Here is a 23,680-nt window from a genome sequence, read left to right as displayed (position 1 = left end):
TGAATTATGCAAGGGATACCGAGTAGCAACTTTATTATTATCGGAAGCCGTGGGCTAAAGGGCATAAAAGAAATGATGCTTGAAAGTGTCAGCCACAAGGTTTCACAGCTATCAAGTTGCCCGGTCCTTATTGTACATTAACTCCTCCGAGAACTGTTTAGATGATGCATTATTATACGGCGGGGAACGTTTATAGTATAAATAAGTGTTAGAAATCATTCTTCCTGGGGTTCAATCAGAACTCATGACAGATCTCAAAAAATCAATACCATGAAATAATAAAAAGCCCGCAAGGACGCGGGCTTTTGTTAGTTTTAACATCGAGTATACATTACCTGCCGGAAATTTCATTCAGCGAGATTTCTTGTTCCTCCAGCAGTCGTTTCAGCTTTTGGCGCTGCCGTTTTTCCTTCTGACGGCGCTCTTTGTCCTCAGCCTTTAGAGCCTTGAGCAGGGAGAAACACATACCGATAAGGACAATAGCGAACGGCAATGCGGTTACAATGGATGCCGTCTGGAGGCCAGTTAACCCCCCGCTGATTAGCAGTACTACTGCGATGGAGGACTGCATGATTCCCCAGGTTAATTTCACTCTTGTACTTGGGTCCAGTTTGCCATCTGAAGTGAGCATGCCCAGTACAAAGGTAGCTGAATCAGCCGACGTAATAAAGAAGATCATGATCAGCATTGTGGCGATGAATGCCACGATCGTGCCCAATGGCAGCTGCTCCAGCATAAGGAATAAAGCAGTTGTCGTATCTTCCTTGACAGCCTCCGCCAGATGAGCGGCATTGAACAATTCCATGTGAAGTCCTGTTCCGCCAAAGACGGAGAACCAGATAAATCCGAAAAGACTTGGAATAACCATGACGTAAATTACAAATTCCTTTATGGTTCTTCCTCTGGATACCCTTGCGATAAAAGTACCGACAAAAGGAGCCCACGAGATCCACCATGCCCAGTAAAATAACGTCCATGCTCCAATCCAGGTTTCTCTTGAGAACGGCGTCAGTCTCAAACTCATGTTAATAATATTCTGCATGTAACTGCCCAAGGTTGTTGTGAATGTGTCAAATATAAAAGAAGTCGGTCCAGTCACCAATACAAACAACATCAATAACAAAGCTATAACGAGGTTGACGTTGCTCAGAATCTTAATACCTTTATCCAGACCGGAGGTTGCCGAGATTAAAAACAGTACGGTTACAACTATGATAATGACAACCTGAGACAGAGTCGAGTTAGGAATACCGAATAAGTGATTCAGACCCCCGCCGATCTGAAGAGCACCCAATCCAAGCGAGGTCGCAACACCAAAGATGGTGGATATGACCGCCAGAATATCAATAACCTTACCAAGCCAGCCAGCAGCAAGACGCTCACCGATCAGAGGAATAAAGGTTGAACTGATCAGCCCTTTGTATCCTTTCCGGAACTGGAAGTAAGCAAGTGCTAAGCCGATGACGGTATAGATAGCCCAAGGATGCAGCCCCCAGTGGAAAAAGGAATAACGCATTGAAAGTATGGCTGCTTGCGTTGTTTCGGGTACCGCCCCCTCAGGTGCAGATAAATAGTGGGATAGCGGTTCAGCAACTCCCCAGAAAACCAGCCCAATGCCCATACCCGCGCTAAACAGCATGGACAGCCAGGAAATCGTAGAATACTCCGGCTCATCATCGTCATCCCCAAGCCTAATACCCCCAAACCGGCTGAACGCCAGATAGAAAGCAAAGATCAGGAAGAACAGTGTCGCTAGCAAATAAAACCAGCCAAAATTCTGAATAGAGAAGTTGTAGGCAACATTAGCCACATCCGCTAGCTGATCAGGAGCGACGGCTCCCCATATTGCAAACAGTGCAACGATGATAATTGTGATTGTAAATACCATGATGAGACCTCCATTATGTAAGCTTCAGCCAACTGTTTCCTTAGTATGTGCTAGTCCAACTTGTAATATTTCGAAAAGCTAGCTGTTGATAAATTAAAACAAACCGCCATGTAATGAAACACTCAGCGGTTTGTTTTGAACTTGCATGAATAATATATGGTCTATAATCTCTTGTTAATCTTAGATATTGTATCATCTCATCTAACTAGTTTTATTCATTTATGAAAAGATATCTGGAGAAGGCTGACTGTCATCTTAAATCTACATATCCTTCAGATTATATTGCATGCGTGTAAGCATGTCGGTCATCATTGCAACTTCTTCTTTACTGATTCAGGAAGGGGCAGTGCTAGCTTCATTGATGATTTGAGTCATTTCTTCCCTGCTGATTTTTACGGATGAATCGTATATCTTAATGGAGCGGCGTCCATAAATAATTTCGTTAAAATCGTTTATTTGTTGGTGTACACAACTCAAAATCCCTAAAGCTTTTGCATAATTTTATCCTGGTTGTTTAAAAATGAGTAAGGATAATATGCATGAACCCCAGTGACTAGATACAAATAAATAATCAGGAATAGCACGTAAAAGGCTATTAGCTTAGAGGAGTGATACAAAAATGAAAGCAGTTGTGATTAATCAATATGGAAGTAAAGAAGAGTTAGTTGAGCAGGAAGTGAATAAACCGAGGGCAGAAGCCAATCAAGTGGTTGTAAAATTAGAGGCTACATCCATTAATCCAATCGATTGGAAATTAAGAGAGGGTTACTTAAAAGAAATGTATGATTGGGAATTTCCTATTATCTTAGGCTGGGATGTAGCCGGGGTCATAACTGAAATCGGTTCAAACGTTAGCAAATGGAAAGTTGGAGATCGAGTATTCAGTCGTCCTGATACAACACGTTTCGGTTCGTATGCTGAATATACAGCAGTTGATGAGCACCTTCTGGCAAAACTACCTGATTCAATCTCATATGAGGAGGCTGCGGCTGTACCTTTGGCTGGTTTAACAGCATGGCAGGTACTGTTTACTCATGGCGATCTAAAAGAAGGTGAAACTGTACTTATTCACGCTGGAGCTGGTGGTGTAGGTATGTATGCCATTCAATTAGCAAAAAATGCCGGCGCTCATGTTATTACAACAGCAAGTGAAAAAAATCATGAACTTCTTTATTCTTTAGGTGCTGATCAGGTCATTGATTACAAAAAGGAAAACTTTGAAGAGATTCTAAAAGATATAGATTTAGTGTTTGACACGATGGGTGGAGAAGTAGCTGAAAATAGCTATAAGGTGCTTAAGCCAAATACCGGAAGACTGATTACCATTGTTGGTGAACCCAATCATGATACTGCTAAGTCTCACAATGTTTTAGCAAAGGGGATTTGGCTACAGCCAGATGGTGATCAATTGCAGAGAATGGCAGATCTGATGGAAGAGAAAAAGATAAAGTCGATTGTAGGGGCCACATTCCCGTTTAGTAGACAGGGGATTTATGATGCACATGCTTTGAGTGAAACTCACCACGCTGTAGGTAAGATTGTCATTACATTTTAAAAAAGGACCGTAAGTGTTCATCTTCCATCGATGAATGCTTTCGGTCTTTTTATGTTCATCCTGTACTAATGAACGACGGGATCGGTTTCCGCCTATCTTTGTTAACGTCTTCGAAAGGCTCCGCAAAACCCGCAATAATGTTCCCAAGTACACCACCCGGTACGTCCCGCCCAATCAAGTTGCCGCTTAACCAGCCAATAAGTCCACCAACAATGAGTACCCAGAGCAGATCCATGGATTTTTCTCCTTTCTTCGAGTTTATTACAAGTTATGTTCGGCTGAGTGGAATATACCTCACCTTCCAGTTGGTGGAGGAATCTAAAGTGTCTGTGCTAAGATGGGTTAATAGTTGATTGAAGCTGGTGAAAACAAGGCTAGATAGGGGTGTACAGTTGAAGAAAATCCTAGTCATTGATGATGAAATCGCAATTCGAGATTTAATTGAGCTGGTGCTAAGGCGAGAAAACTACGATGTGCAGACCGCAGAGGACGGCAAAACGGGCTTGCAGCTGCTCGACTCTTTTCAACCCGATATAGTGGTGCTTGATTTGATGTTGCCTGACTGCTCCGGATATGACCTATGCAAGGAAATCACCGGGAAACGTGCCGTTCCTGTGATCATGCTCTCTGCCAAAAACGAGGTAATCGACAAAGTGTTGGGACTAGAGCTAGGGGCGGAAGATTACATGACCAAACCCTTTGACAATCGTGAATTGCTCGCTCGGATCAAGGTCATTCTGAGAAGAAACGAGAACAAGGAAGAATCAAGTGAAGGTACAGAATTGAAATCTACACGCATCATTCATGAAGAGCTGACATTTGATCTGGAAAGCCGCAGGGTGCTGAAAAACGGTGTACCCGTGTCTTTAACGGCCAAAGAGTTTAAAATTCTGGAAACGTTACTCAAAAGGCCAGACAAAATCTTTACCCGGGATGAGCTGCTGCAGATCGGATGGGGATATGATTTTATGGGAGACAGTCGCAGTGTAGATATGACCATCATGCGATTACGGAAGAAGCTGGAGGATAACGCAGACGAACCGAAGTATGTCAGGACGATCTATGGATTTGGCTATCAACTTGGAGGTGGCGAGGCCTGAAGTATGCAACCCGGTTACTGCTGAATTATTTATTTTTCTCCGTGCTGTCCTTTGGCATCATCATTTTTGCGGTGAATAAAGCCATCGATTACTACAGCTTCATTACCATTGAGAAACAGATGATGGAGAAAGCGGATCTGTCCGAGTTGTCCTTCCGTGAGGTGTTATCTCAGCACAGGTCATCCTCAGGAGAGCCGCAGACAAAAGAAATTGTCAGACTTGCTCTAGAGAAGCTGAAAGCTTCGGGCAAGGAAGTACGTATCTATGACAGCTCCAAGCAGTTGCTGGGCCTGGCCGTGGATGGCATCATCATTAATGATGGCAAACCTCTTATTTTTGAAAAGAATATTGAGAAAGCACTGAGCGGCAGTTATGCCTACACCGTTACGGAAAATCATCTGCTTTATTTTGCTACGCCCATTCAGGATCAATTCTACGAGAACGCTTATGTGTATGAGTTCGTGGAGGACATTTCCTACTTTTATGCGATTATGGATCAAATCCGTTATATCCTGTTTGTCGGTGCAGGCGGATTTATTGTGCTGATTACCTTATCCAGCCTGTGGATTGCCCGTAACACAACCAAGCCGATTAAACTGTTGCTTAGCGCTGCGCAAAGTTTCTCTAGACAGGAGTTTCGGAGAGTTCATCTCAACCGGAAGGATGAACTGGGCATGCTGGCAGATGGACTGGATTCCATGGGGCGGCAGCTTCATGACTACATTCAGTACCAGAAACAATTTGTCTCCAACGTATCTCACGAGTTAAAAACACCCTTGGCAGCCATTCGTGGTTTCTCTCAGTACTTGGTTGAAGGGGAGAACGAGGACAAGGAGTTGCAAAAAATCTATGCTCACCTGCTGCAGGAATCAGATCGGCTGACACGTTTGATTAATGAACTGTTGTTGTTATCCCGATTCGACAAGGCTGGTTCTAACGAACTGGAAGTCGAGAAAACGGAGATGAACGAACTGATTCAGCAAGTTGCAATGAGTATGGGTGCCAAGGCTAAGGATAAAGGGATAGAGATCAGAGTTAGTCAGGAGGAGGAAGAACCGGATGATGAGGGTAAAACAAGAGTTTACGCCAACGTGAATCCAATGCTGATGTCCCATGCAATCGCCAACGTTGTGGACAATGCCATCAAATATTCCGGCAGTCCATCGCTGCTCGAATTAAATTTGGAACATACGCCAAGCGAGGTAGTTATACGGATACGTGATCAAGGTATTGGTATCGCGGGCGATGAGCTGGAGCGAGTGCAGGAACGTTTTTACCGGGCGAAAAATGCAAGCACAGCGAACGGTTCAGGTCTTGGGCTTTCTATTTGCAAGGAGATTGTCGAGCGGTTTAATGGTTATATTGACATGGAAAGTCAAATCGGGGAAGGAACAACCGTTACGATTGTGTTGCCCCGTGCGGAAACACGCGGGTAAATAATTAACGTTACAAGATTGGTACATTTCTGTTATGAGACTAACAAATGATTTATTTATAATCACTTCATAAGAACAAATCACACATTTATGGAGGGATCATGATGAAATTGATAAACAAAGCAACAGGTGTTATCGTACTAGGTGCTCTACTAACGGTGGCATTAGCGGGCTGTCAGTCCAATGATGCTACGCCCCCAGCAACCGGACAGAACACAGCGAATGAACAGAGCAAAGGCGAAGGAGCAACAAATGCTCCTGCTTCCGAAAGTTCTGAAGAAAAGGGTACTGAAGCTATTAAGGAAGGTTCGATGGAGAAGGAAGGTAATGTGGTGCTAAAGGAGCTTGCTTTTGTCTATAATGAGCACACCATTGCGATTTCGGATACAGCGAATGAAGATCAGATGGAACAGATGCTGGGCAAACCGGATAACCTGAAATCTCATACGTACAGTGCCGACGATGGAACAAACATGGATACGTTAATCGGTTTTACAGAAAAGGTCTATACGTATCCTGGTCTGGAGATTAAAACAATCAGTATACCAGAGGGAAAACAAGACTCCATCTTTCATATCGAAATCACAGATCCCAAGTACGCGACAGTGCGAAACATTAAAGCAGGAGATAGCCTGGATACACTCAAAAACGCCTACCCTGAGGGGAAACTGCTTGGTGATGGAGCCCCTAATGAGGAGGATGACTTCCGTTACGAGCCATCCAATTATGTGGATGTGATGTCGTTCCATATCAAGGATGCCAAGGTGGAGAGCATTCAGATCTACAGCCTTCTGGACTAATATTTAGGAATCGATGTTGGTAAGCCATTCATACGATTCACCTTTAGTACCTGATAAAAATGAAAAGTTAACCCTCATACTCCTGAAAAGGAGCATTGAGGGTTAACGTAGTTTTAGGACTTTTAAATTAAGCGCTGCTTGGGCAAATGCAGAATAACGTTGAATTGATCACCATGAATTTCAATTTTGATCTCCCCGCCGTGCAGCTCAACGATACTTTTCACAATAGACAGCCCTAGGCCGGAGCCTTCTGTCTGGCGGGATTCATCTGCTCTTTTGAAACGCTCGAACAACTCTTCCGCAGCAAAATCAATCTCATAAGCAGCAGTATTTTGAATTTTGAATAGCACCAGATCATCAGACTCGTCCAAATAAATATAGATTCTGGTTCCCGGAAGCGAATATTTCTGCGCGTTGCCAATTAAATTTTCGAATACACGCCAAATTTTATTGCCGTCCAAATGTGCATGGATCGGGAATTTCGCAATCCTCTCCCGAATCACAGGCGACGCTTGTCCTATACTGGTGTTGGACTCGGCAATCGCCTGTGTCAACAATGTCGCGACATCGACGTACTCAATATCCAGCTCTACTGTACCGCTGGCCATCTTTGAGATTTCGAACAGGTCTTCAATCAACAGCTTCATCCGTAGCGCCTTCCGGTCCAGGGTTTCAATATAGGCTCGGGTGGTCTCTGTAGACAGATTTTCTTTTTTTAATAAATCAACATAGTTGATAATAGAAGTAAGTGGGGTCTTCAAATCATGCGATACGTTGGTAATCAGCTCTGTTTTTAACCGTTCGCTCTTCATCTGATTCTCCAGCGCGCTTTGATACCCGGCTTTCATATTGTTAATATAGCCAGCAAGCTTGGATAGATCATCCTTGCCGGTATCCTGAATTGTGTTCTGAATGTTCCCTTCGGCAATCTCTTTGCTCCCGTTGATAATGGCGATGAATCTTCTAAGCTTGGAAAGTATATATGGAACCAAGAACAACACGTAGAGCAACAAATAAAGTAGAAGCCACCCCTGTCCGTAATATGTGACTGCCTGCCAAATACAAATGCCGGCCATCGCGGTTAGCAAAAGCATCATGATGAGGCCAAACGTTAGTCTCCAGTTTTGTAAACTGGCTCTAAGACCGGTTCTCCAAATATGAAAGTAATCCATCAGCAGACTGCCATGCCAGAAGGAACGACTACTATGGGGTGCCTTAAAATAAAGAAACAGTCTGCTTGCCAGCAGGCAAAGAATAATAATGGCAAGCAGTGCCTGGATGTAACTTGAAGTTGAATAGCTCAGACTCAACCCCGTGTATGAATACCTGTTTATGAGTACGAGGCTCCATAAAATCGCGGCGACAATGATGACAATAAGGTCAATTGGAACCTTCCGATCGGCTTTATTTTTTCTCGATTTTGTATCCAATTCCCCATACCACCTTTAAATATTTTGGGTCTTTGGGATTGATTTCAATTTTTTCACGAATGTTTCTCACATGTACGGCAACCGTATTCTCTGAAGTGAAGATCAGTTCATTCCACACGCGCTCATAAATCTCTTCGATTGAGAAAACTCTGCCCTTGTTCTCCATCAGCAGCTCCAAAATTTTGTATTCTTTCGGGGTCAATCTGACGTCCTCTCCATCTATCTCAACAGTCTTCGAGCTTTTGTTCAACACGAGTCCTCTTACTTGAATGAGCTCATCCCCGTTTGACTGGAAGGAACCTAAATTCGTAAACCGGCGCAGCTGAGATCGGACTCTAGCGATCAGCTCTAGAGGATTGAACGGCTTCGTAATATAGTCATCAGCCCCAACGTTGAGTCCCAAAATCTTGTCGCTATCTTCTGACTTGGCGGAAAGCATAATGATCGGTATATTTTTGTTTTCACGAATTTTAAATGTCGTTTTAATTCCATCGAGCTGTGGCATCATGTTGTCCATGATAATAAGATGAATGGTTTCTTGTTCAAGAATTTCCAGCGCCTCCAATCCGTTAGAGGCAGTTAATACATCCACATCTTCGCTTTTCAAATAAATAACGAGCGCTTCTCGAATTTCCGGTTCATCGTCTACAACAAGAATGTTATTTATAGCCATTAATTCTCACCTTCATCACGATATTTCTTATATTTACTAATCCGGAACTCATGTATCCCGAAAATTCAACATGGCCGGGGGGAGCGTCTGCAAGCATCAGCTCCGCTGGTGATTCTTCCTGATCCGTGTAAAATCCATGCACCCCGAACCTGGACAGAATCTGCATAACCGGTCTGCTGTTGACGGTGTGAACATAGCTTTTCACCCCAAACTTATGTAGTGTTGGAACTAAATTGGGGTTTAGATACACACGGTATACAGGCATGGCAACCGCTGTCAGTTGTTTGTCCCTTACGAATTCTACAATACTTTCGGCGGAGGCGCCAGTTTTGTAAAGTGAATATATTTTGTTTGGAAAGGGGTGGATTCCCATAACCGTGTCATACATTTCCGGGCTGAAAATTTCAGGTATAATCCGGTTGAGCAGTGCAGGATCCGTACGTCGAACCTCATTGACTAGATGCGCAAACTGCTGCTGAATTTGCTCTTTGCTGCCTGCTTTCGTATCCACAATTAAGTCAAAATCAGGATATTGCTTCATCATCTGCAGTATGTCCGGCAGGGTAAGAGGGCGGAATCTTCCCATAATAAGCGAGTTTGCAAACTGAAGCTTTGTTACGTTTCGTCCGCGATGAGTGGCCAAATCCGGCTGTAGCTTCTGCGACCAATCATGTCTGGCTACAAGTTTCCCGTCCGTCGTCTGCACCAGATCAACCTCGAACAAACGGTACCCTCTATTGTAATTGGTTATAAACGCCTCATAAGAATTGGTGTAGCTAGCCCCGTTAACTCCACCAAATGCATGTGCAATAAGCCTATTTTCCTGCCAGCCGCTGGTGCCAAATGTAGAGTCCGGCTGATTCTGACCTGTCCTAACAAGCCCCCAGTTGAACCAGATCATTCCTGCCGTAATGACTATGAGTAAGGTTAACATCATCGTTTTCTTCATTCGTTGTGCTCCTTCGTTATCCCGATGTAAGACATACTACAGGACGCAAATGAAGAAGGAGTCGTATAAAAACGAAGGAATTTATGAAGTTTTTACATTTCACTACCAAACGAGATTTCTTCACTGAAGAGAAGACATTCACAGTCACAACTTTCCGCCTAGTCACGCCCCCCGTATGCACTGTTCAATGACCCCGAATGAAATGAAATTGGTACTTCAGAGTTTAAGAAGAGTTTTTTTGGTAATCAACAAGTATTAACAGATCTGAATTTTTAATTTGAAAAGGATAAATTTATGGCCTTACCGCTGGCAATACTACCAACTCTCTGAACACCGATGCAAACATCACGATGTTAAATAATTATTATCGCTTGTTTGATGCATCTCGCACTGACGATCGGGCTATGAAGGACTTGTTATCCCTGTTCACGCAGAATGCTGAAATTGTTTCAAACGGTAGCAGTCGTACAGGATTCGAGGTGGTTATTAAGACTTTTTATGAATACAATAAAGACATTAAACATATGTGGGATGCATGGGTTCTTCAGCCCGACGGCAGTTATCGAACTAACTGGGCAGTATGCGGGCAAGCAGTAGATGGCACGGTGTATGCGAAGGCGGGTATAGATATTATGCGTGTGAACGAGTCAGGGCAGATCGTGTATCTGAAGAACGTGCAGACGACTGAAGATGCTTACAATGAATATAACTCGTAAGATGAATATAGGTGGTTGTTACTTCATAGGCCTCTGGTAAGCAACCATTGCTAGTTTGCTACATAGTAACCCATTTTTTTGATCAGTAGACATAATTTTATCGACTTATATTTTAGATTCACAGCATCTGTGGCCTTCAACCGAACTATCCTAAAACTAAAGAAACCGATGGGACTTTACATAAGTAAAATGCCCATCGGTTTTTATTTTATCTCAACAATAAGATACCTTCTTATTCTGGTGGTGAAAATAGGTCAGGCTGGATAACTTGGCTAGGTACGTCGCGTAGAGTGAGCTTCATGCTAGTCTAACATGATTTTCTCGTTAACCATTTGATAGTAATACTCATCCATCTGTTCTGCCGTAACATCTTCTTCAAGATGATATATCCACCACGTCACAAGTAAACTAATGACCCCTGAATGATATTCGGCTAAGAGTTCTATGGGAGGTGAAAATGGTTTACCTCTTCTTTTTAATTCCAGAAAATCTCTTCTGGATATATCTCCGATATAGTTTTTGAAAAAGTCAGTAAATCCCTTGTCATTCTTCTGGTTTTGAACAATCGGCTCCAGTAAATTCTCCAACATGAATCTAGATAGGCTTTGCAAGGGCTGCCGAAGCCGATCTTCTATACTCATTTGTAAATAATCCTGAAGAACCCACGTGAGGGTAGCGGATAACAGCGCAAATTTATCCTCAAAATGTTTGTAAAACGTTGTACGGTGAACCATCGCTTTATCACATATCTCATTAATCGTGATATTGCTGAATAGTTTGCCTTGCTCAGATAACAGATCTCTAAAGGCCGTAATTAACAATTTATGAGTCCTGGCAACTCTTAAATCAAGCTTTTTTTCATTGATTTTCATCTACACCACTTCCATATCGTAGTTTAACTATATGCCATCGCTATATTGATTCTTACTATAAAAGAAATTTTGATTATATATTGGTATTATAAGTAATATTTTGATTGATCTACAAGTGTAGATTAAAATCTAATTTCTAGAAAGGATGAATCTTCAGTGTCTGACATGAAAAAAGCTGTGGTGATCGGAGCAGGGATTGCTGGATTAATTACTGCAAGAATGTTAGCTGATTATTATGAGGAAATATGTGTGATTGAGAGGGATGAATTCCCTTCGGAGCCAAATAACCGACAGGGTGTGCCTCAATCTTTTCATCCACACCGTGTACAACCACGCGGCGCGCTAATTATGGAACATTATTTCCCAGGATACAATGACGAATTGATAGCATTGGGAGCGATCTCTTCACACGATGAGAAGCTTATAGTTACTAATCGATACGGTACATTAGTTAACAAAGAGGATCCTTCTTCATTAAAAATTGCATCGTGCAGCAGAGCTTTGCTGGAATGGGTGCTGCGCAAACGAATCCAAAATATCCCTCATATAAGCTTCTTAACAAGTATGGAAGTTACCGGACTCATCGTATCTGAAGACCAGCATGCTGTTACAGGCATTTATACCAAAGAAAGAAGCGGTGAAAAAAGGGAAGACCAACTTCCAGCGGATATGGTTATTGATGCCTCAGGACGTTCTTCCAAATTGATTAGGTGGCTTGATAAAATAAGGTTGAATGTGCCAGAACCAGAAGTGCTAAAGGTATCTCTTGGTTATAGCACTCGTTATTACAAAATAAAATCCTCTATTCCAAATGAATTCGTGATGTCTGATTCAGATCCTGAGCAAGGTATTCGTGCAGGCATATTTACGCGCATTGAAGATGATATCGCTGGACTCATTCTTTTCAATGCTGGAGGGGAGGAGTATCCTTCAACTCAGCCAGAGGAGTTTCAAGAACAACTCAAGCATCTATTTGCTTCAGATAAAATTGTGGAGTTGATGGAACGGTTGGAGCCTGTGCAAGGGCCGCGCGGATATCGTATATCCGAGTCTATTCGTCAGCATTTTGAACTCATGGAAGATTGGCCCTCTGGTTTACTCGTCCTTGGTGATGCATTTTGCAGCTTTGATCCAATTCATGGACAAGGCATCACCGTTGCTGCGATCGAAGCTGAGACTATAGGAAAATGTTTGGAAGCACAGCGCTTGCATCCCGATCCGCAGTTTGAACGGAACGTATTGCTGCGTATGCAGCAGGCCATCGATCCGGCTTGGTGGCTTAGTTCCGTGGCTGACCTGCGTTGGAGAGGGGTAGAACATGGTGGGCCTTATGAACTGAAAGGAGTGGATTTTGCTCAGAAATATATCAACTTATTTACGAAGAAAGCGATGAAAAAAGCGGATCAGGAAAAAGATAACCATCTCTTTTTTATGCAATTCCTGATGAATGCTTTGATCCTTCCTCCAAGTGAATATTTCAAAGCGGATGTCCTGGACATGATTTTGAACGACAATGGTTCAGAAGAAGAAATGGAATTAAGAGCAGCGCTTCGTGTCCAGGATCCGGATTTGTACCAGCAAAAATTAGATGAGATCATTCCTTTATTCCAACTGGACTATGATGAAGAGATTAAGAAACTGCTGGAAACTCTTCAGCCTGCGATGAGCTAATAAAACAACTTAAAAGCTGTGTGTAGGGGTGAGTACAACCACCACAACTAATAGTCGAGAAACCCAGGTGATTCCATAGACCTTGGGTTTCTTTCATGTTTGAATGAGGACGTACAATTGAATAACGAGGTGACGGTGCTCGCAAGTGAGGAGGCTGCACCCTGTTTGACCGGAGCCATTCCGCTTATTAAAAGTAAAGTTACCCTCGAGCTAGCATGCAGCAACCATTTGAAACACTGTGTTACTTTTATGTTACAAATGTGAATCTGTGATACCTTGAACTAAATACGAAATAACATATATTTTATGAATTAATCTATGTAGCATAAGTTGTGCAAACAAATACATGATAAAAAACCGATAAAGCGGGATTCGTTTTTTATCCAGATCAGCTGAAGGTTTAAAAGAAAGGTGGGCTTACTAAATGAGTCAAACATTTCAATTTCCTAATGGTTTTTTGTGGGGCGGTTCCGTCTCTGCGAACCAAATTGAGGGTGCATATCTAGAGGACGGGAAAGGACTATCCATTTCGGATATCATGCCGCACGGCATTCAGACACCTCCAACAACAGAACCAACAGAGGAGAATATGAAGTTAATCGCAATTGACTTCTATCATCGATACAAGGAGGACATTAAACTCCTTGCCGAAATGGGTTTCAAAGTTTTCCGCACGTCTATCGCCTGGTCCAGAATCTTCCCCAAAGGGGATGAACTTGAGCCAAACGAAAAAGGCCTCCAATTTTACGACAACCTTTTTGACGAGTGCCGGAAATACGGAATTGAACCTCTAGTTACGATCTCTCATTATGAGACTCCTCTACATCTCGTTAGGGAATATGATGGCTGGGCGAATCGAAAAATGATCGGTTTCTATGAACGGTATGTGCGAGCCATTTTCGACAGATATAAAGACAAAGTGAAGTATTGGCTTACATTTAACGAGATTAATTCTATTCTGGAACACCCGTTTGTGGGCGGCGGGATTAACACGCATGCGGATCAACTTAGCAAACAGGATCTGTACCAAGCGGTTCACCACGAGTTTGTTGCAAGTGCTCTGGCGGTTAAAATAGGGCATGAAATTAACCCTGATTTCAAAATTGGTTGTATGGTCATTGCTATGCCGATTTACCCATTGACTCCTGACCCTAATGATATGATCAAAGTGATGGAAGCTGATCATAAGAATACAGGTTTCACGGATGTCCATGTGCGTGGTTACTACCCAGGCTACATGAAACGTTATTTGAAAGATAACGGAATTACCATTCATTTTGAACCTGGCGATGAAGAAATTCTGAAAAATACCGTTGACTTTATTTCCTTTAGCTACTACCAAAGTAGTTGCGAAACGGCTGATCCAGCCAAGCAAATTAAAGGAGAAGGAAACCTGATTGGTGGTGTTCCTAATCCGCTCTTGACCGCGAGTGATTGGGGCTGGCAGATCGACCCTCAAGGCTTAAGGTACATCATGAATGCGATGTATGATCGTTATCAGAAGCCATTATTCATCGTTGAAAATGGATTAGGAGCCGTAGATGAACTGATTACGGACGGAAATGGTAATAAAACCGTTATTGATGATTATCGCATTAAATATTTGAAGGAGCACTTGCTTCAAGTTGCTGAAGCCATTCAAGATGGTGTTGAATTGATGGGATATGCATCATGGGGTTGTATTGACTTGGTTAGTGCAACAACTGCAGAGATGAAAAAACGGTACGGATTCATCTATGTGGATCGTCATGATGATGGTTCAGGAACATTGGAACGCTATCGTAAGAAATCCTTCCACTGGTATAAAGATATCATTCAGAGCAACGGGAGCAGCTTGTTTCGTGAATAGCAACAGGTGCTGATGTTGGAATACGTATATTACAGATTAGCGTACAGGCCTACAGAATAAATTAAGAAAGGGCCGCCAGTCAGCGGCTCTTTCTTAATTTAATATTGATATTTGAACGATTAGGGAGCAGAATATGAGAAAAAAAATGTTTTTAATAATTGCATTATTTGTTGCTACATTGAATTTGCGCCCAGCTATTAATTCTATATCTCCGCTGCTAGATACGATTCGGGAAGATCTGGGGATGAGCGCTGCACTAGCCAGTTTGCTAACTTCAATACCTGTACTATGTATGGGCGTATTTTCACCTTTTGCCGTCAAAGCAAGTGGGAAATGGGGAATAGAACGAATCATTGGATATTCCCTGATTGTGGTGGGAATCGGAATAGCCACTCGGCTATTTACACAGTCTACGTTCGTTTTACTTTTATCCGCATTGATCGTAGGTATCGGGATCGCTTCGATTGGCCCGTTAACTTCAGGTTTTATTAAAAAGTATTTTCCCGATCATGTGCCATCCATGATTGCACTCTATAGTATTGCGATCACTGTAGGGGCTGCAGTTAGTTCAATGGTATCCATTCCCTTAGAGGCATACTTCAATTCTTGGCAGACAGCGGTAGGAGGGTGGGCATTAATTGCCTTTGTGGCAGCGATCGTTTGGTGGATCATGGTGAAGCCGCGATCTGAATCTGTTCATGTGAGTGAAATAAAAGAACGTCCGCAAATTAAACTTCCCTGGGGAAATAGAAGCGCATGGACGCTTACGCTTTCATTTGGATTAATGGCTATGTTGTTTTATTCTTTTACAGCGTGGCTCCCGTTAATGATTCAGGAAATGGGGTATAGCAAATCCTATGCAACGCTTTGTCTGACCATATTTGTTGTCATCCAAATCCCAATTAGCTTTGTACTTCCTATATTATTGAAGAACTTTCCTTCAAAAAGAGTATGGATGGTTGGTGAATCTCTGTTCATGATTGTTGGGTTGATTTTATTGATGATGAATTTCATACCGATGGTTTCCGTTGTACTCTTTGGAGTTGGAGCAGGGGGCTTGTTCACTTTAAACCTGATGTTACCGATTGATTCTACAACCAATGTGAACGATGCAACTTCCTGGTCAGCGATGCAGCAATCTGCTGGGTATGTTATTGGAGCGATGGGTCCAATATTGCTGGGTTGGATTCATGATGCTTCCAATAGTTTCACACCTGCTATGATTGGAATGATTGTGATCATCATCCTAATGATTATGACGCAAATTGCAGCAACACGAGGGAAAAAAGTAATGGAAAGCATCTAACGTAGTCTTCCCATTGAGAGCCATTAAGACTGAAAAGAGAGCCTAGAGGGCTCTCTTTCTGGTGCGTGTTTATAAAAAGATCGGGTTCTCTCTCATAGCTCTAATTCTGTATTTACCATTTCTTTGAAAACCTCTCGTCCCAGCCATTCTAAAAGGAACGCAACAGGAACCTGAGTGGTGATGTTAGTGGATTCATAATACTCTTCTTTTACATAATAAGGGATATTCACATCTGATATTTTAGCCATGGTGGATTGGCGATTGTTTGTTATCGCCACAATTTTATTTTGCTCCTGCTTGATCCGTTGGAGATAAGGTAGAACATACGGGTTTTCACCTCGCGTAGATAATGCAATCGTAACGCTGTCTTTTTGCATTTTGATATGAACAGGATAATGAGGATCTTTTATGTACACGGAGCATATCCCTAGATTTGAGAAAAATCGGGCTCCATACTCACCCATTATTCCAGAGCTCCCGATACCAATAAAAATGACGCTACTGGCTTTAGCAATTAACTTTGCTGCCGTTTGAATTTTTTCCTCCAATTCAGGAGATTGAGAACGTTCAAAAAACTCATACACAGCATGATGTGGACTTTTTAACTCCTGCTTCGTTAGTTTACCCTTTTGGGAAATGAGCATCTTAAGTTTTACTTTAAATTCCGAAAATCCCTCACATTGATTCTTTCTGCAAAATCGCATAATGGTGGCTGTAGATACATGAGTTTCATCGGCCAGCTCTCTAATCCGCATGTACGCCACTTTTTCCATGTTCTGAGAAATATAGTTATATAAAGATAGTTCCAATTCATTATAGGATGAGATTTGTTCACTGGTGAACATGGATATACACTCCCTTAGACCATAATAAAAATAATAGGTAACCTGCTTAGGCAGTATACATTACCTATGCGCAAAAAACAACGCGTTACATTTTTGTTACAAAAATCATTTCGTGTCAAAGGAAACTAAACACTTAAACAATATATATTTTCTTCTCTGTTCTGAGTAACATGACGTTATAACATATGTTTCGCACTTCCATTATAACTGGCTAACGCGTCCATGGTCAGAGAACGAAGGTGGCAACGAATAAACCAACCTACCCTTAACTAGTTCCAGTTTCAAGCTTGTTGAGCTTCCTTAGTCTGCTTGAGAATGTCACAATAGCTGTCATATGAAAACATAATGAGTTTGTTTTGCCATCCTCAAAAATTTAGCTTTACTACCTTAATATACGTCGAAGGAGCCTTACATCATGGATAAACAACAATTGTCCAAAGATATTCTCAAACTGGTTGGTGGGGAAGAGAATATCGATCAAGTTACGCACTGTATGACTCGACTCAGATTCAATCTAAACGATAACAATCTAGCAGACAGAACGACGTTAAAAAACACACCTGGCGTTATGGGTGTAACGGAAAACGGTGGACAGTTTCAGGTGATTATTGGCAATGAAGTTTCCGAAGTGTACAAAGCACTAGTGAACAATATGAGCATGAAGCCTAACGGAGAGAGTGCTCCAAAAGGTGGAAAGAAACAAAGAAATCCGATCAGCGCATTATTTGATTTCATCTCGGGCATGTTCACGCCAATCCTGCCAGCAATTGCTGGCGCAGGTATGATCAAAGGGATCGTGTCCATTCTGGTGGCTCTTGGTTGGATGACGAATACAAGTTCAACCTATATCATTTTGTCTGCGGTTGGCGATGGCGCATTCTACTTCCTGCCCATTATTCTGGCCATTAGTGCTGCGAAGAAAATGGGGAGCAATGTTTATGTAGGTGCTGCACTAGCGGCTGGTCTCATGCATCCAACCATTACAGCGTTGCTTCAAGAGGGTAATACTTCGTTTGCAGGCATTACGGTTATTGCCACATCCTATGCATCATCGGTTATTCCCATCGTCATTGCAATCTGGATCGCTGCTTACGTGGAGAGAGCGATTGACCGCATCACTCATTCTTCACTGAAACTGATTGTTGTACCAACTGTTACGTTACTCATCATGGTACCACTAACCTTGATCGCGATCGGGCCACTGGGTGGCATTATTGGAAACGGTTTATCTGGGGGTATCAGATGGTTATTTGATAACGTATCCATTTTGGCAAGTATCTTGATTGGTGGCACAATGTCTGTGCTGATTATTACAGGCATGCATTATGCACTGTTGCCGCTTGCAGTTGGTTCGATTGCAACACTTGGTTACGATTTTATCGTTCCGTTAATGTTCGCAGCTAATATGGCCCAGGGTGGTGCTGCATTTGGTGTGGGCTTCAAGTCTAAAAACACCCAAACCAAATCACTTTCATATTCTACAGGACTGACCGCTCTTATGGGAATTACGGAGCCTGCCATGTACGGAATTAACATGAAATTCAAAAAACCATTTATTGCAGCGCTCATTGGGGGCGCAGTCGCTGGGGCGTTTCTGGGAACCTTTTCTGTTAAAGCCTATTTCATTAGCACTGTAGGCCTTCCGGGAGCTGCCTCATATGTCGGTCCAGACATTAGCAACCTGCTCTTTGCACTGATTGCTGCTTTAATTGCATTCGTTGTAGCTAGCGTAATTACTTATTTTCTGGGCTTCCAGGAAGAGGCAGCTGCACCATCAGCAATATCCACAACTACACCTGTAGTAACTGAAGACACTACATTACAGGATCAACAAATATTCAGCCCCATGAATGGGGAAGTTAAGCCACTTAGCCTAGTTCCAGATCCTGCTTTTTCAGAAGAAATGATGGGTAAAGGATTTGCCATTCAACCTGCTGAAGGACGTGCAGTATCTCCGGTTAACGGCACAGTAATATCTGTGTCCAAGAGTGGACATGCTATTGGTCTCGTAAGTGATCTTGGCGCAGAGATGCTGATTCACATCGGTATTGATACTGTAAAGCTGAAAGGCCAATATTTCTCACCAAAGGTACAGGCAGGAGCTAAAGTATCCGTAGGCGATCTATTGATGGAATTTGACCGTGAAGAGATCGAAAAAGCGGGTTACAATATGATTACGCCAGTCATTATTACGAACATGTTTCAATATACCGATGTGCAATCGGCTGGGCGTACCACAATTCATGAAAAAGAATTGATGTACACAGTCAAAGCCTAATTTGATGTTATTAATAGCGGCAGTGATTCCAAGTTATCTCTGGAACGCTGCCGTTTTTAATAAAACACTGCGTTACTTTTGAGTAACAAATGTGATCTCATGTTAATTCAAACTAAAATGCCAAAATGTATATATTTATTTGAATAATAAAAGTAACATAAGTTTTGCAAAACAAAATTTATTACAGACGGATAGGTAGGATTACTCTGAATATGGAGAAATCTCTTATGGAGTTAACACTGAAAGGTGGAACACACAAATGAGTCTAACCATTCAATTAGCGGCTGTTTTAATGTGGGAAGGTCTTTAGCTACTAATTCAATAGAAGGGGCATATATAGAAAACGGTTTTGTCCCAGATGAGTGAATGTAGAATATTTATTTTAGTGAATAGTTAATTAATCTATTTTTCTAGAAATACAGAAATAAGAAGGTGCAATTGTTGAAAAATATGTGGAAAATATATTTATTAGCTGTAATTAGTTTTCTTAATGGCGCATCAGAATATGTTATTGCCGGGATCCTAGACAAAATTGCTGAATCTAGCAACATTTCAGTTTCTTCTGCTGGACAGCTAATTACAGTGTTCTCTATAGCATTTGGCGTAGGTACTCCTTTTTTAATTGCTTTCACATCTAAATTAGATCGAAAAAAACTCTTAGTTTATGCATTAACTGTATTCTCTGTTATTAACATTTTAATTGCAACGATAACAGGATATGAGATGCTTATCGTAGCTAGAATTATTTCAGCACTTAGTGCCGGTGTTATTCAGGTTACGCTCCTTACTCTTGCTGCGGTTTTGGCTGCTCCAGGAAAGCAAGGCAGTTCAATTGCTACTGTTATTATGGGAAATAGTACGGCATTAGTTATCGGTGTACCCATAGGCAGGGTTGTAGCTTCCCATTATGATTGGAACATCATATTTATTGGTCTTGGAGTAATAGGACTTATTCTCTTATTCCTAGCGCTGCTGATCATCCCCAAAGTGGTTGCTGAAGAAGTTGTTCCTTTGCGTGATCAGTTTAAATTCATCATGCAACCGCGTATTGCAGCAGCGTTACTGATTACGTTCGTGTGGTTAGGCTCATATTCCATTTTATTTACGTACATTTCACCGTATCTCCTTGATATATTTAGCATGAGTGATCAAGGTGTAACGTTAGCCCTGTTTATATTTGGTATCGCTAGTGCTATTGGTTCCAAAATAGGAGGACTCAGTACAGATAAATGGGGTACATTCCGTACACTAGCTGGTGGAATGATACTCCATGCCACTGCATTACTGTTGTTCCCGTTTATAGGCCAATCCATATTTCTTCTATATATATTACTTATTTTCTGGGCAATAGCAGCCTGGTCCTCAGGTACGCCGATCCAATTTCAGCTTATAAGTCTCGCTCCCGCTGCTTCAGGCATTGTACTTAGTTTGCATAGCGCGATTGGACAAGTTGGAATGGCTGCCGGAGCTGGTATCGGGGGTATTGCTGTCAACCACAGTTTGTTGAACTACATCCCATGGATCGGTGCGCTTGCCCTTGTGATTGGCATCGTAACAACGTTGCTTGATAACTCTCTATCTAAAAGAAAACAAACGAAAAAATCTTTGCAATAAATAAACACTTGTATCATCTTCGTTTGTTACATGCCTCTTAACGATGTATAAAACCTTCTATAACAATAAGAAAGCAGCTGACCCAAGTGATCAGCTGCTTTCTTTGTTTTATAATTCATAACTCATTAACCCAATGATAGTAGGTCCAACTGCACCAAAGTTTGATGTGATGGGATTAAGTTCGCAGCGAATGAAGCCGTAGACACGATCTCGTCAAGCTTATCGACGGTTTCCGCATACATTTTATGTACCGATTGAGGCGAGTACTAACCTCCAAGCCTTGTTACACCACAACTAACAATTCTCAAATTTGCATCTTTCATCTGATAATAGGAAAGTATTTATTTCATCGTATAGCAAAGTAAATCAACTGGAAGAGAATTATGTCGAGTTATTAGAAGAATTTTTTATTTGGTCGATATGAACAACAATCCTTAGCGGCAAATTTTCCATCAGTTATTGAAAACTATTTTAGGAAATATCTTAAAGGAGAAAAATTTTTGTTAAACTAAGGAGTAGGTTAGTGTAATTTCCCGTTTTAGATAACGTTATAATATAAACAGAGTTCAAGACATGAATACAATAAATGGAGGGGTAGGATTGAACAAGTATGTGTTACATATAGTTGCAAGTGTAATTTGCATATTGTTACCTGCTGTTGGTCTCTTATATGTTTTGTGGGATAGCCACCAACCCAAAATAGGACCTGTAGGAGACGGAAAACCGAATTATCCTTCAATATCTCAATGGATATCTATTGGTTCTTCTTTTATTCTTGGAGTAGTTAATTTACCTCTTTCCATAATTCGATATAAACAAAAGGCTAAAGAAGATATTAAAAGTTAATGCTTTATTACGCTAACGTAGAAACTATAATTGAATAAACGACGAGAATGAAGCTGCCTGTGTCGGCAGCTTTCATTACGTTAACGGGTAGGGTAGATGAATTTTGTGAATATACGCCAGATATGCGAACGATAAAAACATAAACTTTTAAGATTAAAGACATGCTACAGTCTTCAGAATTGCAGAAAAAAGAGGTCGAACCCGCCCGGATTTTATGGCTATCAGCCCTTCGATGGTGAAGTGCCTTCATGTACAAGATACGATCATAATCCATTAAACCGGAAGGAATATCTCTTACATGTCTTGAATCACGATAAATCTGAATTAAAGCTGGAGGCGAATGAGATGCTGGAATTAGAGTTTACGACTATAGAGGAGTGGGATGAAGCATTGTGGGCGCGGATGGAGCGAATCTATCATGAGGCTTTTCAAAGCGGCGCTAAGACAAAAGCGATTCTGCGCAGTATGCTGGACCGGAAGATTGGTTATTTACACACAGGCGTGCATCATGGAGAAGTGGTTGCGATGGCTGTTACTGGACTGGAGGGGAAGGTTGCGGACCGCATCTTGATCATCGATTACCTCGCGGTTGAACAGAAGATGCGTGGGTGGGGCATAGGGACCTGGATGCTGGAGCAGCTCAGAGCCTGGGCGTTAAGGGAACACCGGATCAAAGGTATGATTATCGAGGCGGAGTTCGGGACAACGGAGGCTCATCAGGAGCGCATTCAGTTCTGGCAACGCAACGGGTTCATCCTAACCTCCTATGTCCATCAATATAGAATGGTGCCAGAGCCGTATCAGGCAATGATGTTGCCACTGGATACAAGTACGCATGTGCCTGATGATGGTGAAGCATTGTTTCGTTATATCAATGCTTTTCACAAGGTTGCTTACCGAAAGAGTTAGACTGCATTCAATGGAGTTGTGGAAATGAATGGGGATAAACATTCTCTTTTGTGTTTAGTTTAATGTAGAGACTATTAAAAACGGACATATGAAGAACCAGTCTTCACACTTTTGGGTGGATCGGTGCTTTTGTTCATTTATATAAAAATTTATGTTTATCCATTGTGACTATCCTCTTTCAAACAGGATGTAAAATGATCAGTTCTTGACTGCGTGGTCAATAACTGATACATTAATCCCATGAGCAGACCAAGAGAATTTGATGTCGATCGTGTATTACACCAGTCTATGGAAGTGTTCTGGAATCAAGGCTTCAAAGCAACTTCTTATGAGGACCTTACGCGTACTACAGGAGTCAAAAAGCAAAGTTTGTACTGTGTTTTTAAAGACAAGCGATCGTTGTTCCTGAAGGCGCTGGCAATTTACCGTGAACAGGTTATAGCGAAACTGAAAGAGATTGAAGCCCTGGATTCGTCTCCCGTTGATAAACTGAATACCTTACGATATTCCCTTTTAGACGATGAAACTAGCTGCCAAGGGTGTCTAATTGTGAATGCATCACTCGAATTCGGAACAGATGACGAGCAGGTCACACGCGAAGCTGAGCTCATGGCAGAAGAGATTCAACTGGTATTAGAGAAGATCATAAGTAGTGGCCAGAAACAACAGTTAATTTCCAACCGGTATACGAGTATAGAGCTTGCATCTTATCTAAATAACACCATTCTTGGTGTGAGAGTTATGGAGAAATCAGGTTCATCCCGTGAACAGATCGAGACGGTTCTGCGTACTTCATTTGGCATGATCATGTCTTGATCTTTTTTTTGTGAAATTCTTGACTACGAAGTCAAAAATAATTAAAGGCGGATTAATACACCACGAAACCTTGAAGGAGGTGGGGCTTTTCGTTAAAAATCGTGTATTGATTCATTTGGAAATAACG

General features: G+C 41.9%; 20 protein-coding genes and 2 pseudogenes. 14 read left to right on the top strand and 8 right to left on the bottom strand.

Annotated elements, in window-relative coordinates; genetic code table 11:
• Window positions 1–6: 6 nt before the first annotated feature.
• On the top strand, window positions 7–141 hold the full coding sequence (locus MKY28_RS31710; RefSeq protein ID WP_445670890.1) for a universal stress protein: 135 nt from the start codon (window positions 7–9) through the stop codon (window positions 139–141).
• Window positions 142–331: 190 nt separating this feature from the next.
• Here MKY28_RS31710 and MKY28_RS09910 read toward each other — a convergent pair whose 3' ends face one another.
• Together MKY28_RS09910 and MKY28_RS09905 are read right to left on the bottom strand one after the other, a co-directional pair.
• Window positions 332–1,888 carry a glycine betaine uptake BCCT transporter gene (locus MKY28_RS09910; RefSeq protein WP_076253202.1) on the bottom strand — a complete coding sequence of 519 codons (1,557 nt, stop codon included), beginning with the start codon at window positions 1,886–1,888 and terminating at the stop codon, window positions 332–334.
• A gap of 336 nt (window positions 1,889–2,224) precedes the next feature.
• Window positions 2,225–2,365, bottom strand: a pseudogene (locus MKY28_RS09905) (nitroreductase family protein); the annotation flags it as partial.
• A 142-nt stretch (window positions 2,366–2,507) separates the two neighbouring features.
• Here MKY28_RS09905 and MKY28_RS09900 point away from each other — a divergent pair.
• A complete protein-coding gene (locus MKY28_RS09900; protein ID WP_340029316.1) occupies window positions 2,508–3,443 on the top strand; it encodes an NADP-dependent oxidoreductase in 936 nt (311 codons plus the stop codon).
• 124 nt (window positions 3,444–3,567) lie between these two features.
• Here the strand turns inward: MKY28_RS09900 and MKY28_RS09895 are convergent.
• Window positions 3,568–3,678: pseudogene (locus MKY28_RS09895) on the bottom strand (GlsB/YeaQ/YmgE family stress response membrane protein); the annotation flags it as partial.
• Between the two features lie 157 nt (window positions 3,679–3,835).
• On the opposite strand from MKY28_RS09895, the gene MKY28_RS09890 reads away from it, so the two are divergent.
• The 3 genes from MKY28_RS09890 (at window position 3,836) to MKY28_RS09880 (ending at window position 6,779) form a co-directional block, all read left to right on the top strand.
• Complete coding sequence (locus tag MKY28_RS09890; protein ID WP_340029315.1) at window positions 3,836–4,543, top strand: response regulator transcription factor; 708 nt, start codon at window positions 3,836–3,838, stop codon at window positions 4,541–4,543.
• Between the two features lie 41 nt (window positions 4,544–4,584).
• Window positions 4,585–5,979, top strand: coding sequence for a sensor histidine kinase (locus MKY28_RS09885; protein WP_340935855.1), 1,395 nt, complete (start codon window positions 4,585–4,587; stop codon window positions 5,977–5,979).
• 104 nt (window positions 5,980–6,083) lie between these two features.
• Window positions 6,084–6,779 carry a hypothetical protein gene (locus MKY28_RS09880; protein WP_340935854.1) on the top strand — a complete coding sequence of 232 codons (696 nt, stop codon included), beginning with the start codon at window positions 6,084–6,086 and terminating at the stop codon, window positions 6,777–6,779.
• Between the two features lie 122 nt (window positions 6,780–6,901).
• Here the strand turns inward: MKY28_RS09880 and MKY28_RS09875 are convergent, their stop codons facing one another.
• The 3 genes from MKY28_RS09875 to MKY28_RS09865 are packed head-to-tail and all read right to left on the bottom strand — an operon-like array spanning window position 6,902 to window position 9,831.
• A complete protein-coding gene (locus tag MKY28_RS09875; protein ID WP_340935853.1) occupies window positions 6,902–8,209 on the bottom strand; it encodes a sensor histidine kinase in 1,308 nt (435 codons plus the stop codon).
• Window positions 8,184–8,882 (bottom strand): response regulator transcription factor, encoded by a 699-nt coding sequence (locus tag MKY28_RS09870; RefSeq protein WP_036613934.1) that lies wholly within the window; start codon window positions 8,880–8,882, stop codon window positions 8,184–8,186. The genes MKY28_RS09875 and MKY28_RS09870 overlap by 26 nt, the downstream gene beginning before the upstream one ends.
• Entirely contained in the window at window positions 8,869–9,831 is a 963-nt protein-coding gene (locus MKY28_RS09865) for a phosphatidylinositol-specific phospholipase C/glycerophosphodiester phosphodiesterase family protein (RefSeq protein WP_340935852.1), read from the bottom strand. The genes MKY28_RS09870 and MKY28_RS09865 overlap by 14 nt, the downstream gene beginning before the upstream one ends.
• A gap of 350 nt (window positions 9,832–10,181) precedes the next feature.
• Between MKY28_RS09865 and MKY28_RS09860 the strand changes: the two genes are divergently transcribed.
• Window positions 10,182–10,547 (top strand): nuclear transport factor 2 family protein, encoded by a 366-nt coding sequence (locus MKY28_RS09860; protein WP_256721204.1) that lies wholly within the window; start codon window positions 10,182–10,184, stop codon window positions 10,545–10,547.
• A gap of 302 nt (window positions 10,548–10,849) precedes the next feature.
• Here the strand turns inward: MKY28_RS09860 and MKY28_RS09855 are convergent, their stop codons facing one another.
• Window positions 10,850–11,419: a TetR/AcrR family transcriptional regulator gene (locus tag MKY28_RS09855; protein ID WP_076327468.1), complete on the bottom strand. Its 570-nt coding sequence runs from the start codon at window positions 11,417–11,419 to the stop codon at window positions 10,850–10,852.
• Window positions 11,420–11,584: 165 nt separating this feature from the next.
• Here MKY28_RS09855 and MKY28_RS09850 point away from each other — a divergent pair, with 165 nt between their 5' ends.
• The 3 genes from MKY28_RS09850 (at window position 11,585) to MKY28_RS09840 (ending at window position 16,245) form a co-directional block, all read left to right on the top strand.
• Window positions 11,585–13,090, top strand: coding sequence for an FAD-dependent oxidoreductase (locus MKY28_RS09850; RefSeq protein ID WP_340937890.1), 1,506 nt, complete (start codon window positions 11,585–11,587; stop codon window positions 13,088–13,090).
• A gap of 424 nt (window positions 13,091–13,514) precedes the next feature.
• Window positions 13,515–14,939: a glycoside hydrolase family 1 protein gene (locus tag MKY28_RS09845; protein WP_036673607.1), complete on the top strand. Its 1,425-nt coding sequence runs from the start codon at window positions 13,515–13,517 to the stop codon at window positions 14,937–14,939.
• A gap of 133 nt (window positions 14,940–15,072) precedes the next feature.
• Window positions 15,073–16,245, top strand: coding sequence for an MFS transporter (locus MKY28_RS09840; protein ID WP_340935851.1), 1,173 nt, complete (start codon window positions 15,073–15,075; stop codon window positions 16,243–16,245).
• 92 nt (window positions 16,246–16,337) lie between these two features.
• Here the strand turns inward: MKY28_RS09840 and MKY28_RS09835 are convergent, their stop codons facing one another.
• Window positions 16,338–17,090: a MurR/RpiR family transcriptional regulator gene (locus MKY28_RS09835; protein ID WP_076250570.1), complete on the bottom strand. Its 753-nt coding sequence runs from the start codon at window positions 17,088–17,090 to the stop codon at window positions 16,338–16,340.
• A gap of 415 nt (window positions 17,091–17,505) precedes the next feature.
• On the opposite strand from MKY28_RS09835, the gene MKY28_RS09830 reads away from it, so the two are divergent.
• From MKY28_RS09830 to MKY28_RS09810, 5 genes are all read left to right on the top strand, one after another.
• A complete protein-coding gene (locus tag MKY28_RS09830; RefSeq protein ID WP_340935850.1) occupies window positions 17,506–19,368 on the top strand; it encodes a beta-glucoside-specific PTS transporter subunit IIABC in 1,863 nt (620 codons plus the stop codon).
• 450 nt (window positions 19,369–19,818) lie between these two features.
• Window positions 19,819–20,982 (top strand): MFS transporter, encoded by a 1,164-nt coding sequence (locus tag MKY28_RS09825; protein WP_255319873.1) that lies wholly within the window; start codon window positions 19,819–19,821, stop codon window positions 20,980–20,982.
• Between the two features lie 600 nt (window positions 20,983–21,582).
• Entirely contained in the window at window positions 21,583–21,828 is a 246-nt protein-coding gene (locus tag MKY28_RS09820; RefSeq protein ID WP_076317753.1) for a hypothetical protein, read from the top strand.
• A gap of 303 nt (window positions 21,829–22,131) precedes the next feature.
• Window positions 22,132–22,737, top strand: a complete 606-nt coding sequence (locus tag MKY28_RS09815; protein WP_340935849.1) for a GNAT family N-acetyltransferase — start codon at window positions 22,132–22,134, stop codon at window positions 22,735–22,737.
• 240 nt (window positions 22,738–22,977) lie between these two features.
• Complete coding sequence (locus MKY28_RS09810) at window positions 22,978–23,553, top strand: TetR/AcrR family transcriptional regulator (protein ID WP_036613929.1); 576 nt, start codon at window positions 22,978–22,980, stop codon at window positions 23,551–23,553.
• Window positions 23,554–23,680 lie beyond the last annotated feature (127 nt).

The organism is Paenibacillus sp. FSL R5-0473, from assembly GCF_038004565.1.
GTDB classification, from domain to species: domain Bacteria; phylum Bacillota; class Bacilli; order Paenibacillales; family Paenibacillaceae; genus Paenibacillus; species Paenibacillus amylolyticus.
Note: the sequence above shows the minus strand (reverse complement) of the source record. Positions and strands in the feature narration are given on the sequence as shown.

Coding starts and splice junctions, on each gene's coding strand:
- MKY28_RS31710 (WP_445670890.1), top strand. CDS start 7: ATGCAAGGGATACCGAGTAGCAACTTTATTATTATCGGAAGCCGTGGG.
- MKY28_RS09910 (WP_076253202.1), bottom strand. CDS start 1,888: ATGGTATTTACAATCACAATTATCATCGTTGCACTGTTTGCAATATGG.
- MKY28_RS09900 (WP_340029316.1), top strand. CDS start 2,508: ATGAAAGCAGTTGTGATTAATCAATATGGAAGTAAAGAAGAGTTAGTT.
- MKY28_RS09880 (WP_340935854.1), top strand. CDS start 6,084: ATGAAATTGATAAACAAAGCAACAGGTGTTATCGTACTAGGTGCTCTA.
- MKY28_RS09870 (WP_036613934.1), bottom strand. CDS start 8,882: ATGGCTATAAATAACATTCTTGTTGTAGACGATGAACCGGAAATTCGA.
- MKY28_RS09865 (WP_340935852.1), bottom strand. CDS start 9,831: ATGAAGAAAACGATGATGTTAACCTTACTCATAGTCATTACGGCAGGA.
- MKY28_RS09860 (WP_256721204.1), top strand. CDS start 10,182: ATGTTAAATAATTATTATCGCTTGTTTGATGCATCTCGCACTGACGAT.
- MKY28_RS09855 (WP_076327468.1), bottom strand. CDS start 11,419: ATGAAAATCAATGAAAAAAAGCTTGATTTAAGAGTTGCCAGGACTCAT.
- MKY28_RS09850 (WP_340937890.1), top strand. CDS start 11,585: ATGAAAAAAGCTGTGGTGATCGGAGCAGGGATTGCTGGATTAATTACT.
- MKY28_RS09845 (WP_036673607.1), top strand. CDS start 13,515: ATGAGTCAAACATTTCAATTTCCTAATGGTTTTTTGTGGGGCGGTTCC.
- MKY28_RS09840 (WP_340935851.1), top strand. CDS start 15,073: ATGAGAAAAAAAATGTTTTTAATAATTGCATTATTTGTTGCTACATTG.
- MKY28_RS09835 (WP_076250570.1), bottom strand. CDS start 17,090: ATGTTCACCAGTGAACAAATCTCATCCTATAATGAATTGGAACTATCT.
- MKY28_RS09830 (WP_340935850.1), top strand. CDS start 17,506: ATGGATAAACAACAATTGTCCAAAGATATTCTCAAACTGGTTGGTGGG.
- MKY28_RS09825 (WP_255319873.1), top strand. CDS start 19,819: ATGTGGAAAATATATTTATTAGCTGTAATTAGTTTTCTTAATGGCGCA.
- MKY28_RS09810 (WP_036613929.1), top strand. CDS start 22,978: ATGAGCAGACCAAGAGAATTTGATGTCGATCGTGTATTACACCAGTCT.